This window comes from Parashewanella sp. 2210YD4-3, from assembly GCF_056591735.1.
In genome coordinates this window covers 710,440-722,985 of record NZ_JBWQOG010000001.1, presented here as the reverse complement: position 1 = coordinate 722,985, position 12,546 = coordinate 710,440, and the positions used below count along the sequence as shown (strand labels likewise).

General features: G+C 41.5%; 11 protein-coding genes and 3 tRNA genes. 8 read left to right on the top strand and 6 right to left on the bottom strand.

Annotated features, from left to right (window positions below; translation table 11 throughout):
- Position 1: 1 nt before the first annotated feature.
- On the top strand, positions 2-988 hold the full coding sequence (locus AC1EU0_RS03105; RefSeq protein WP_480300458.1) for a DUF2333 family protein: 987 nt from the start codon (positions 2-4) through the stop codon (positions 986-988).
- Between the two features lie 2 nt (positions 989-990).
- Positions 991-1,671 (top strand): TIGR04219 family outer membrane beta-barrel protein, encoded by a 681-nt coding sequence (locus AC1EU0_RS03100; protein ID WP_480300457.1) that lies wholly within the window; start codon positions 991-993, stop codon positions 1,669-1,671.
- Positions 1,672-1,730: 59 nt separating this feature from the next.
- Here AC1EU0_RS03100 and AC1EU0_RS03095 read toward each other — a convergent pair whose 3' ends face one another.
- The 5 genes from AC1EU0_RS03095 to rsgA form a co-directional block, all read right to left on the bottom strand.
- Positions 1,731-2,657: a D-2-hydroxyacid dehydrogenase gene (locus AC1EU0_RS03095; protein WP_480300456.1), complete on the bottom strand. Its 927-nt coding sequence runs from the start codon at positions 2,655-2,657 to the stop codon at positions 1,731-1,733.
- Positions 2,647-3,351 (bottom strand): glycerophosphodiester phosphodiesterase, encoded by a 705-nt coding sequence (locus tag AC1EU0_RS03090; protein WP_480300455.1) that lies wholly within the window; start codon positions 3,349-3,351, stop codon positions 2,647-2,649. The genes AC1EU0_RS03095 and AC1EU0_RS03090 overlap by 11 nt, the downstream gene beginning before the upstream one ends.
- Positions 3,348-6,524 (bottom strand): mechanosensitive ion channel domain-containing protein, encoded by a 3,177-nt coding sequence (locus AC1EU0_RS03085; RefSeq protein WP_480300454.1) that lies wholly within the window; start codon positions 6,522-6,524, stop codon positions 3,348-3,350. The genes AC1EU0_RS03090 and AC1EU0_RS03085 overlap by 4 nt, the downstream gene beginning before the upstream one ends.
- Positions 6,525-6,692: 168 nt before the next feature.
- Complete coding sequence (gene asd / locus AC1EU0_RS03080; RefSeq protein WP_480300453.1) at positions 6,693-7,556, bottom strand: archaetidylserine decarboxylase; 864 nt, start codon at positions 7,554-7,556, stop codon at positions 6,693-6,695.
- 55 nt (positions 7,557-7,611) lie between these two features.
- Positions 7,612-8,664: a small ribosomal subunit biogenesis GTPase RsgA gene (gene rsgA, locus AC1EU0_RS03075; protein WP_480300452.1), complete on the bottom strand. Its 1,053-nt coding sequence runs from the start codon at positions 8,662-8,664 to the stop codon at positions 7,612-7,614.
- A gap of 127 nt (positions 8,665-8,791) precedes the next feature.
- Between rsgA and orn the strand changes: the two genes are divergently transcribed.
- From orn to AC1EU0_RS03045, 6 genes are all read left to right on the top strand, one after another.
- Entirely contained in the window at positions 8,792-9,337 is a 546-nt protein-coding gene (gene orn, locus AC1EU0_RS03070) for an oligoribonuclease (RefSeq protein ID WP_480300451.1), read from the top strand.
- A 109-nt stretch (positions 9,338-9,446) separates the two neighbouring features.
- Positions 9,447-9,522, top strand: a tRNA-Gly gene (locus tag AC1EU0_RS03065).
- Positions 9,523-9,547: 25 nt separating this feature from the next.
- Positions 9,548-9,623: transfer RNA gene (locus AC1EU0_RS03060), tRNA-Gly, on the top strand.
- Between the two features lie 16 nt (positions 9,624-9,639).
- Positions 9,640-9,715 (top strand) — tRNA-Gly (locus AC1EU0_RS03055).
- Positions 9,716-9,971: 256 nt separating this feature from the next.
- Positions 9,972-11,198 (top strand): DUF418 domain-containing protein, encoded by a 1,227-nt coding sequence (locus AC1EU0_RS03050; protein WP_480300450.1) that lies wholly within the window; start codon positions 9,972-9,974, stop codon positions 11,196-11,198.
- Between the two features lie 61 nt (positions 11,199-11,259).
- The gene (locus AC1EU0_RS03045; protein WP_480300449.1) at positions 11,260-11,547 is read left to right on the top strand and encodes a hypothetical protein; all 288 of its coding nucleotides are present in this window, start codon (positions 11,260-11,262) and stop codon (positions 11,545-11,547) included.
- Positions 11,548-11,609: 62 nt separating this feature from the next.
- Here AC1EU0_RS03045 and AC1EU0_RS03040 read toward each other — a convergent pair whose 3' ends face one another.
- A complete protein-coding gene (locus tag AC1EU0_RS03040) occupies positions 11,610-12,491 on the bottom strand; it encodes a DUF3014 domain-containing protein (protein ID WP_480300448.1) in 882 nt (293 codons plus the stop codon).
- Positions 12,492-12,546 lie beyond the last annotated feature (55 nt).

Below are 12,546 nucleotides of genomic sequence, written 5' to 3'. Positions count from 1 at the left end.
AATGACAATAAATTGGGATCGCAAACTGGCCAAACGAATAGGTTGGGTGTTAGCTGCTGTAGTACTGTTGAATGTCATTCTGAGTATTTGGTGGAGTGTCGAGCCTGATCCGATTCAACCTAAAATGAAAAAGGCGGCATCGGGCCATTTAATTGTAGGCTATGCCACCACAACATCATTAATAGACACCGTGAATACCTTATTGGATAAGCCTGGAGGCTGGATTTCCAACGACCCGTTGCCGCCATCAGTATTTATGGACAACATGCCAGCATTTGAATTTGGCGCACTAGAACAGATCCGAGATTTAGCTCGAAGCTTGCGGACTGATTTTAGTCGTTCGCAATCGCAATCGATTGAAGACAAAGATCTCAATGAAGCACAAGCTAAGTTCAATATTGATCATACTAGCTGGTTGATTCCAAGGCCTGAAACTGAATATCGCGATGGTGTGAAGCATGTTGAATGGTATCGTGCAAAGATCAGTGATCCTAATAATCCGGATGCTCAGTTTTATGCTCGTGCTGATAATTTAAATGAATGGTTAAAGCAGGTGCAAAAACGCTTAGGGAGTTTATCGCAGCGACTGTCAGCCAGTGTTAAAACCGAACGCGAAAATACCGATCTTGCCGGTGACACCGCGGCCACGCAAACCACACCCACTCATGAAACTCGAGTGGTGAAAACCAGCTGGTGGAAGATTGATGATGTCTTTTATGAAGCTCGCGGTAGTAGCTGGGCGTTGCTAAACTTTATGCGTGCAATTGAAGTGGATTTTGCGGACGTATTAGCAAAGAAGAATGCTCAAGCGAGTGTTAGACAGATTATTAGAGAGTTGGAAGCCACACAGCAAACGGTTTACAGCCCTATGATTTTAAATGGCAGTGGGTTTGGAATTTTAGCCAATCACTCATTAGTGATGGCTAATTATATTTCTCGTGCCAATGCCGGAATTATTGATTTAACTCATTTGTTATCACAAGGATAGACATGAAAAAGCTATTGTTAATTACAACATTATTGGCGTGCAGCTCAGCTCAAGCAGCTACAGTGTTAGGCGCAAAAGTTGGTATTGATGGTTGGAATGGTAAGACATCAGGTGGCGTTGCTACGGCCAACAATAATGAAGTTGATTACAAATTTGATGATAAGACTCAAGGTCGCATTTGGGCAGCGGTTGAGCACCCTGTACCGTTAATCCCAAACGTTATGCTTAGTGCCAATCGCATTAAAATGGACGGTAAACAAGGCGCAAGTACTATAAATGCTGACTTAAGTAGTATTGATGTAACAGCGTATTATGAATTACTTGATAATGATCTTGTATCATTAGATGCGGGCATTACTTTCCGTAAATTTGGCGGTGAGTTTGGTTTTTCACCAACAAATAAGATCGATTTAGATAAGCATTTGTGGATGGGATATGGAAGTGCTAGCGCAAGCCTACCGGGTATCAACTTTTTTGCATTTGCTGACTTACAAGTAGGTCTAGATGAAAGTAAGGTTTACGATGGGCAAGTTGGTCTTGGTTATGAAATCGATGGTCTGGCATTAGATTATCGATTCCGTCTTGGTTACCGTGAATATAACTTCGAAGTGAGCCGCTTTTCTGGCGTAAATGCTAACCTAAAAACCAATGGTGCATTTTTAGGTTTAGAAATCGACTTCTAAATCCGCGACATTATCTCGTTATGCTAAAGGGGCTAATTGCCCCTTTTCATTTCAAAATTTCAATATCCTTTCTCAAAATCAATCAAGCAATTAAGCGGTTGTCCATTAAGCCAGCGTAAGTAATTTTCAGCAAAAACTTTTATGACATCTTTAGGCGAGCTTGGGGCAGCAACATGTGGTGTTAATATCGCGTTGTCCAGTTGCCACAGAGGATGTGAGTCCGATAGTGGCTCGTGTGGGAAAACATCTAATATCGCTTTTTGAGAGGGCCGTTGGTTTAGCTGTTCAGCCAATGCATCAATATCTACCGCATCACCTCTGCCAATATTAAATAAAATCGCGTCAGACTTGAGTATGTTTAATCGGCGTTGATTGAGTAGATTTTTGGTTTGCGGGGTTTTGGGTAAAACACTCACTACCACATCTGCAAGAGGAATTTCATTGTCCAGTTGTACCAGTGGGACAGTGCTGTCGAAATGAGGTCGTGCTTGTCCTGATTGATTAACGCCAATGACGGTCATGCCGAAATGCTTTGCCGTTGATGCCAGGTGCTGGCCAATACTACCTGCACCAAGGATCAATAATCGCTTATTCTTAATTCCATCATCGACTAACGGTGACCATAATTGTTTAGATTGACTGCTCGAATAATGCTGATGATTACGATAGATCGCCAACAAATATCCAAAAACATATTCACTCATTAAAGGCCCAAAGCTACCTTGTACATTCGTTAGTTGATGCTGAGAACGATGAAATGTCGGTAACAGCGCATCAACGCCTGCATAGGTAGATTGCAACCACTGCAATTGGTTAGCCGATGAAATCAGTGGTGCGGCAAGTGGTGGATCGGCTACCCAAATGTTTGACTGACTTATGTGATGCGGTGAGTTGTCTAAGATTTCAAGCTCTGGGAGATCATAGTGATTTAACTCATTTAAATAAGCATTGTTATCAACAGTTAATAAGAGGAGTTTATTTGTCATAGTCCTTTATCCATTGCAGCACTTTTTTTGGATAGTCGGTAAAAATTCCCGCTAAACCAAGATCTAAAACAGCGGTTATATCACCAATTTCATTCACCGTAAAAACATGTACTTTAGTCATTGCCTGTAATTGTTTGAGCTTATCAGGCTGCTGCTTAAACATAGTCAAAGAAACATGAATGGCATCTGGTTTTAAAGATTCCAAAATAGAGGTAAAACTATTTGGAAATGTATCATAGAGCGGAGCGATTCTTGCTGCTGGTAATGCCTGCCTAACAGTATGTAACGCTTGATGATTGAAACTGGAAATCAACAATTGTGATGATTGAAAGCCGTATTGTTCGAGTAATATTGGAAAGAGCTTGATCAACAGCTCTGCGGTATTGGGGCCTTTAAGTTCAATGTTAACTTCACATTCTTTTAAAAGCGTAAGCACTTCTAACAGTGTTGGAATTGGTTCACCCAGAACCTTTAATTGCGCTAATTCTAACAAGCTGCAATCCGCAATCAACTTATCAAGACCTGTGAGCCGTTGTAAATGACTATCATGAAACACAATAAGCTGACCTTCTACGTTATACACATCTAGCTCAAAGCTAGTGGCTCCATGGGAAATAGCAGTTGCAAATGCCCGTAACGTATTTTCAGGTTCATCACCACTGGCACCTCTGTGGGCAAAAACGGTTAAACTCATTTAACGACCCCCATTGGTTCTTTCATTGATTTCATGTGGATTTCTAATTGCGGATAGGATAGCACCAGATCATTATCTTTTAGTGACTGGGTAATGTGTTTATGGAGTTCATGGCGAAGCGGCCAACGGCTGGCCATATCGGTAGCAAAAGCACGGATTTCATAGTCTTGAGTGTGAGCACCAAAACCAGAAAACCAAACTTCGGGCTCAGGTGTTTCAAGGGTGTGTTTACACTCTCGTACCGCTTGATATAAGGCGGCCTCAACTTTAGCAGGATCGGAATCTCGAGCGACCGATACCTGAATCGTGACTCGGGTAATAGGATCAGACAATGACCAGTTGATCAATTGTTCAGTAATAAACGCTTTATTAGGCACAATGATCTCTTTGCGATCCCAATCAATAATTGTCGTAGCGCGAATTTGAATTTTACTAACGGTGCCGGTGAGATCGCGAATGGTAACAGTGTCACCAATACGTACCGGTTTTTCGAACAAAATGATCAAACCTGAAATGAAGTTGGCAAAAATTTCTTGCAAACCAAAGCCTAAGCCAACTGAGAGGGCGGCGATCAACCACTGTAACTTTGACCATTCAACCCCTAAGGTATTAAACCCAACCAGCATACCCACTAATAACACTAAATATCGGCTGACCGTGGTAATGGCAAAACCTGTACCTGAAGATAACTCTAACCGTTGCAAAATAGTCAGTTCTAAAAGGCCGGGTAAGTTTGCGGCAATCATCATTGAGAAGCCAAACACGATTAGACCATAAAGCAAGGTTTTTAGGCTGATAGGCACAGATAAACCATCGATATTTGAATGCCATAGAGTAATGCCATCAAAGAAAGAAAACAGTGCTGAGTGGGTTTGTGTCCACAATCCGATCAGACCAGCAAATAAGCCTAAAATGAGCAGTGATCGAACTAATCCTAATGACTGGCTGGATATGGTTTCTAAGTCCACCACGGGTTCTTCGTAAAAGTCTGAACTTTCAGGAGAATGAGCTGTGTCGCCTCTTTCACGCTGAGCGAGAATTTCGGCGCGCTTTGCTTTCGCGCGATCAAATGCAATCCGGCGTCTTTCAATCAGCATCCAACGTTTTATCAATTGGTAAACAAGCAATACACCTAGCGCCATAAACACTGAAAGCATCAACTGGAATAACATTTCATAGGCGGTAAAGTAATAGCCTGTAAAAGCGAGTACTGCAGCCATTAACGGAGCGAATTTAAGCCCTTGCCATAACATTCTTTGAACTAATTTTGTGTTAGTGGCTTCCGATTGTTGCTTGTAGTATTCGACCAATTTGTGTAAATGTCTCATCAAATAAAACAGTTGCAGGCAAATCAAAATAAAGGCGCCTCGACCAAGACTATTTTTGATGAAAGGCTGCTGAATGTATTGGCTAAACCCGATGCATGCAATCAAACTCAAATTAAGATAATAAAAGCGCTTAAAGTAACCATAGCCACGGGCAACCATTTCCGTAGGACGTTTAAAATGAGCGACTAATAATCCTTCAGGAAGACACAATACGTAAATAAATCGGTTGAGCAAATAAAATAGCCCAATACCTAACAAGGCGGCTCCAGTGGCATGAATCAAAGGTACGGAGGATGCGAATAGCAAGTACCCAGCTAAAACAATTGAAGTTGGTTTAAGTAAACTATAAAACACCGTGATTTGTAATGTGTGCAAGGTATAGGTGAAGCTATCTTGAGTTACATTCCCAACACTTTCTAAGTTCTTACTGAGCTTATTTCGAAAGCGATTACGATTTAAATCTTGTGCCGCTAAGCATATCGTTAGCACAATCAGCCACCATAACCAGTGTTTTGTTTGGTTTTCAATATGCTGAGTTAGCTGTTCAATGTACTTTTGCTTAGCCAACCATTGAATACTATGGCCAACGTCAATAAACCACTGTTTATTGATCACGCTCGCATTAGGTAGCCAAAATAATTGTTCATTGAGCATACTGGTAAGTTGTTTATGTTGCTCTGATAGCTGTCTATAACTCACACTCAACTTGTCTAACTCATTTAAATATTGCTCATAGTCAGTCGTTAATTGAGAGAGTAACGACTGCTGGGCTGCGATTTCATTTTCAATTTCTGTTGAGCTTGGAACATTTTGACTGCGCCGACGTTGAATATCGTTCATCTGCTGCTTGAATTGATATTGCTCAAGACGGGCATCACCGATCTTCTTCCGTAATTTATCAAGACTTGGTGGTTTAGGCAGAGCGGCCAGAGTTTGGATAAAATGTTCACCGAAGGTCGAGTTCAAGCTGCCCCAAGAGAGTTGCTCTTGGGTTTCAGCTAGCTGCTTGGCTTGTTTTTGATATAAGCTTTCTGTTTGCTCTTGTAATTTGACGGTCTGGTTTATTTCATTGATTAATTCAACGAGCTTTTTAGCGAAAGATTGATTTTGTTTGCTCAGCTCTAAAGATAACGGATTGGCATGGCTGTCCGGAAGTTGAAGGTTCTTGGCAATGGTTAATGCGGCTTGCTTTTGGCGAGCCAAAATCATCTGTTGATTTATGGATTCAATTAACCCCTCTTGGTTTTGCTGCTTAAGTTGCAATAGTTGTAAATTAAGTTGAGCTAGATTAAGACGATAGGGAGCACTCGCTAATTCTGCCTCAAGCATTTCAACACGGTGTTGATAAAATTGTCTGAGTGAAGGTTCTTGATAATTAGTGCTTTCTAAGGCAGAGCTGGATAGTTTTTTGTGTTGTGTTAATCGCTCTCTAGCGTGCTTAATCTCTTTAGGTAATTGTTCTCGACGGCTAATTAATTCGCTAATATCCTGAGACAGAATATTCTCTTGTTCTTTGAGTTGGTTCATCATTAAGCTTGCAGAAACAGCATGCTCAGCAATGTTTTTTGTTGGGACAGCTAAAATCTTATCTTTTTCTGACGATATTTGCTGATTTATGGATGACTTTTGTTTTTCAAAGTCCAATGCTGCTCGCTGATAGACTTTCGTTTGCTCAACGAAATCTTGGGTTTGTTGTTTTAAGGAAACGGGCTTAGATAATTCAGGCTCTAATTGAGACTGCTGGATACCGAGCTTGGAGGTTACAGGCGAAAAATTGTTAGCAATACTTGGAAAGGAGAGCAAGAAAAGACCAACAAGTATTAACAAAATAGAGCTACGTAGCATGAGAACGACTCTAGTGAAAGAAAGTACATCTTATCTTAGTGAATAAGTGCAAGATTTGGTATGACTTTTTTGTTGCAAGTTTAATAAATGAGCAGTGGGTTCGATTGGGTTGCGTCAAGCATAAAAAACGAGCCATAAAGACTCGTTTTTCGTATCAAAGCAGTAAAATTATCCTTTGATATGAGCAAAAGGCTGACCCATACGAGTGGTCGCTTTTGGCTCTACGCCATCAGCAAACTTTTCAATCGCGTCTTTCTCAAAACACATCACAATTGTGCTGCCGAGCTTGAAACGACCCATTTCTTCGCCTTTTTGTAACGTAATGGCGTCTTTACCTTCGGTTGGGTATTCCCATGTGAACACTTGCTTACCTGCTGGTGGTGTAACAGTGCCAGCCCAAACGGTTTCGATACTCGCCACAATGGTTGCGCCGACTAAGACCATAGCGATAGGGCCGACTTCGGTTTCAAAAATGGCGACAACACGCTCGTTACGGGCAAACAGTCCCGGAACATTTTCTGCGGTTAATGGATTAACGGAAAACAGTTCACCCGGTACATAGGTCATTTTCGATAGTGTACCTGTGATAGGCATGTGCAATCGGTGGTAGTCTTTTGGTGCCAGATAGATAGTTGCAAAGTCACCATCTTTAAAACGCTCAGCATCTTGTGGTTGATCACCCAGCAAAGCTAGGGTTGAGTATGAATGACCTTTAGCTTGGAAAATTTCACCATCTTTAATCGGACCAAGTTGGCTTACGGCACCATCAACAGGGTGTGCCAGCATTTGTTTATCATCACAAATTGGACGAATGCCATCTTTAAGTTGACGGGTGAAGAACAAGTTAAAGGTCTTGTAAGCCTCAGGGTTAGACTCTTTGGCTTCACTCATGTCGATTTTGTATTGCTTGATAAACCACTTGATGAAGAAAGTGGTCAGTTTTCCTAATTGAGCGGCGGCTAATTTGCCCACCAGACGCGATAAAAAGTGCTTTGGAAGCATATACTGAATCGCAATCTTTACTTTATCCACGTTTATAATTCCTTGTTGCTGCTTGGCGTGTATCTTGGCTTATTTGTTTTTAAATTTATTCGTCTGAGCCACTTCTAAATTGACGAGCGTGTCGCTGCTCATCTAGGCTGGCAATAATGCGATGAAAGTTTTCAAACCGTTCTTCGTCGATTTTACCTTCTTCAACGGCGACTTGTAAGGCACAGCCAGGATCATCTAAGTGTTTACAATCTCGGAACTTACAGGTACCGAGGTAATCCCTAAATTCGACAAACCCCCATGCTACCTTTTCGGGCGGTAAATGCCAAAGGGCAAATTCACGAACCCCGGGAGAATCGATTAAATCGCCGCTGCCTTCAAGGTGCAACAGTTTCGCCGCTGTGGTGGTGTGTTGACCTAGACCTGAGTTTTCAGAGACTTCACCAGTCAACAAGTCAGCATTAGGCATTAATGTATTTATTAGTGAGGACTTACCAACCCCAGACTGCCCGACAAATATACTTGTTTTATCATCAAGTAATTTATTAAGCGTGTCGACGCCTTCTTCGGTTTGACTACTGACCTCAAACACTTGGTAACCTAATTGTTGATAAACGGCTAAGGCTTCGGATAACAACTCACGGGTTTCTTCGTCAAGTAAATCGACTTTATTTAACACGATGACGGGCGTGATGCCTGTGTCTTCAGCGGCGACTAAGTAGCGGTCAATGATTTGAGTACTGAATGCGGGAAGTACCGAGGTCACAATCAAAATCTGATCAATGTTTGCAGCAATGATCTTTACGCCATCATAGAGATCGGGACGCGTTAGGCTAGAGGTTCTTGGCTCTACGGCTTCTACCACACCTGCTATGGTGCTGGTTTGTTCTTGAGCGATGCGAACAATGACATTATCGCCGGTCACAATGCTTTGGATGGTTCGACGAATGTTGCACCGAACGACCTCTCTGCTTTCGATTTCAATATCGACGTGCTGACCAAAGCGTGAAACGACACGGCCTGTTTGCTCAGGTCCTAAACTGTCATTTTCGAGTTCAACTTCAGGCGTTTCATTTTTACGTTGCAGGCGCTTTTCATGATTCGCGCGCATGCGACGTAATTGCCCCTTACTGAGCTTCTTTTTACTCACTGCGTACCTAAGGTGATTTTTTGTTACGTTAAAAGTGAGTATGATACACCTTAACGATTATGATTTCCGCTGCCGCTGTGTATTTGTTTATGGTAATGGCAGGGCGAATAACACTTGGAGCTGATAAATGTCGGTGAATGACAGCAATTTAATTTGGATAGATCTTGAAATGACAGGCCTAGAGCCAGCAACAGATCGTATTATTGAAATCGCCACTTTAGTCACAGATAAAGAATTAAAGATTATTGGCGAAGGGCCTGTGATTGCCATTCATCAAAGTGATGAAGTACTTGTTGGCATGGATGAGTGGAATCAAACTCATCACGGACAATCTGGATTGATCGATCGTGTAAAAGCGAGTACTTATAATGAAGAACAAGCCATGAAGGAAACCATTGAGTTTTTGGAGCAATATGTTCCAGCAGGTAAATCTCCGATTTGTGGTAACAGTGTGGGTCAAGATCGTCGTTTCCTTAATAAATACATGCGAGAGTTAGAGGATTACTTCCATTATCGCAATATTGATGTCAGTACCATTAAAGAATTAGTGAATCGCTGGCAGCCTGAGATCCAACAGGGTTTTAAGAAGCAAAATACCCACCAAGCATTGATGGATATTCAAGAGTCGATTGCCGAATTAGTCTATTATCGCGCCAATGTATTTAAAATTTAGCCAAACAGCACTTTCTTTAAAATAAAGGCTTGCGTCATGAAAAAATAACCCTATAATGCGACCTCGTCTTTTGGGGAACAATCTGTTTCTTAGACGATGCTTCAGGAATGCGACATTAGCTCAGTTGGTAGAGCGATACCTTGCCAAGGTATAGGTCATCGGTTCGAACCCGATATGTCGCTCCAACATTTCTGATAGTAGTTTGATATTGCGACATTAGCTCAGTTGGTAGAGCGATACCTTGCCAAGGTATAGGTCATCAGTTCGAACCTGATATGTCGCTCCAATATCAAAATCAAGATGCGACATTAGCTCAGTTGGTAGAGCGATACCTTGCCAAGGTATAGGTCATCAGTTCGAACCTGATATGTCGCTCCAATATCTCTCTTATTTTTCAAAATTCACAAACAGTGAAAAATAGACATTAGCTCAGTTGCGCTTTTTGAATTGGCGATACCTTATCTTTTTCAAGGTATAGGTCATCAGTTCGAACCTGATATGTCGCTCCAATCTATTATTAAATTCCAAAAAAATCATCTAAACATTTAATTACAAGTCAGTTTTTAAGTTCGATTGCATCTCTGCATTGTTTCCAGAATAATGGCTAATTTTTTATACTAGGAACACAATAATAATGCCAAGGATTGACTCTATCGATACCCTAAGAGGTTTCGCGCTGTTAGGACTTCCCTTAATGAACTTGTTGGTTTTTGCTGCACCAATGGCAGCCTATATGAATCCCAATGTTCATTTATCTGATTCTCCATTAAATCATTTTATATTCAGCTTTCTACAGATTTTTGCCGATCAAAAGTTTTTGGGAATTTTTTCGATACTGTTTGGTGTTGGGCTGATCTTGTTACACGAAAAGCACAAGCATCAACAGCCTGTCAAGTACGGAGCAGGAACCGTTTACCTCAGATTATTCGTGTTACTTGTGATTGGCTTTTTGCATGCAAGTTATCTGTGGGCGGGGGATATTCTGTTTATTTATGCCGTGGGTGGTATGTTGATTTACCCGTTTATTGGTGCAGGGAAAAAGTCATTATTGGTGGTATTCAGTATTGTTTATGCTATAGCCATTCTGATGTCGACTCTAGGTGCAGGGTTTGATATGAGTGATCTGACCCCATTAGCTAAAACGCAAATTGGATCAAACTTTAACCCAACTACTGAGCAGGTAACGTTATTTCATGAAATATTCCGTGGCTCTATGGCTGAGATTGATCATTTTTATGAACAACTCACAGTGGATGGTCAAGAGCTCGAATTACAAGCGGCCGTGACGATTTTTATGTTTTCTTTTGCAGGAATATTTAGAGCTTATGCCATGATGCTGTTGGGAATATTTTTATATAAAACAGGGTTTGTAACAGGGCAGGCTAAATTGGCACAATATCGATTTTGGAGCGTTCTTGGTTTACTGGTTGGTGGCGTCATTACCGCGCTTGGCTTAGCTGTTAACTACGGGCATGACTTTAATGATGTTGGTATTTTTTACAGCTACGGCAATGTGTTTGTGACATTGGGATCGCCTTTAATGGTAGTTGGGTATATCGCTCTGTTTCATTTGCTTTTGCATAAAGGGCAAACGGTATGGTCAGTCTCTTTTGCTAGAGTTGGAAAAATGGCATTGAGTTTTTATCTACTGCAATCAGTCATTTGTGTGTCGGTGTTCTATGGTGTTGGATTGGGGTGGTTTGGCAGCTTAGCTCGTTGGGAGTTATTGTTGTTTGCACTTGGTTTAGCAGGGCTTCAACTTAGCATCGCTAAGCTGTGGCTAACCTATTTCAAACAAGGACCAATGGAATGGTTGTGGAGGAGTATCACCTACAGACAGTTTGCACCACTGTTGAAATAGTATCATTATATTTGGTCTACACTTATTCATGACGAAGTACCTAACGGTAAAGGAGAACGTTATGGGTATGAGTGTAATCATGTACCGAGATGATGAAGATTTTTATGTGATTTCGGGAGCAATGAAAAAGGATGTTAAAGCCCTAAAGCAGGAGGGAGAGCATGATTTAGAGGTTCGGTTATCGGATGCCAAATCCAATAACAATGCAACCCTGAATTACTCTGTGCTCTATGAGGGTGGTGAGATCACTTTTGAACCAGCAGGTGATTTAAGACCTCACTTCAATAGTGATGAAGAACAAGAAAATATGGAAATCACTCTGAAGCAAAGTTTAGAAGAAGGTATGTAACCTCATTAAAGTAAAAACGCCTCGACATTGTCGGGGCGTTTTTATAGGCAAAGATTATAAATTTAAAGCTTAGCGGCTATTTTTTGCAATGCAGCTTTTACCTTACGGCTATTATCAGGGCCCATTCGGATCATCAGTTTTTGCGCATTAGGCAGCTTTTCAAGACTCTTATTTTTGAATTTGTAATTGACGCTGATTGATGTCAGTTCAATGGGTTGTTCGATAACGGGGGCTTTCAACATCTCATTAATAGCTTGTTTTATACGATGAGCGAATGTGTCATTTTCATAACCAAGCTCTGCAAAGGCATCATTAAGCAGTGGCAACACATAGCGGTAAGTTTTGAGCAACTGTTCTGTGTTCATATTAGATAACAGTTCAGCATAAAAATCGTATCTGTGATAACTGTCAGGATCTAAATAAATCTTATTGTTCACTTCAAGCACAGAAAAAGCTTGCTGAGGTGCAACTAATGGACTTGCTTTGCGCGCTAGCTGACCATAAGCCAAATTATCAACAAACACCACAAATTGTCTGGCTAAGTTAGTGCGTAGCAGCTGCTTGTCTAGTGATAAGCCTTTGAAGGCATTCATGGTTTGCTGATACAAAAACTCATCGCTTTGTTGCAAGCTCGGCAATGGCTCAGGCTTTGGCTCTTCTGGCTTTTTCACCACGGGTTGAGGTTCTGGCTGTGGCTCCACTTTGGGGGCAGGTGGCTCAGGGATTGGCTCTGTTGGCAGCGGAGTTTCTGGAAGTGGCTCAGGCGCTTTAACTTCTGGTTGAGTCACTTCTGGCTCAGGCTTGGGTTGCTGAGGTTCATCCCCAAGATAGTAATAGACAGAAGCGCCAATTAAGACTACTAAACCAATGGCACTGAACAGTAAGCTACGGTTGCTTCTAGGTTGAGGAGTTTGAGAAACTCGATCGTCTTGATTTGCTTGCATAAGGGTTCCTTCTGGTACTTCTGTTATGCTATTCGTATCAATATCAAAGATGTCT